Consider the following 236-nt stretch of genomic DNA (forward strand, 5'->3'; position numbering starts at 1 on the left):
GCCTGCTCCCTTGGTCATGTTCTCGGTGAACGTATTGCTGTCCGCAACCGACATGAACGCTCCGCCGAGACCCGCGAGGACGCCGGCGTAAAGCACACCGAGATAACGCGTCCTGGCCACACTGATGCCCGCCTTGTCCGCGGCGCGTGGATCCTCGCCGACCGCGCGCACCGCCAGACCGAACGACGTGTACTTCAGGATCAACCACGTCACGACGACCATCAGGACGCTGACAT

1 pseudogene is annotated in these 236 nt (G+C 63.6%); it reads right to left on the reverse strand.

Features of this window, described 5'->3' with window-relative positions:
* Positions 1–236: pseudogene (locus tag P9217_RS30360) on the reverse strand (ABC transporter permease); the annotation flags it as partial.

Source organism: Mesorhizobium sp. WSM4989 (assembly GCF_029625795.1).
Taxonomy (GTDB): Bacteria; Pseudomonadota; Alphaproteobacteria; order Rhizobiales; family Rhizobiaceae; genus Mesorhizobium.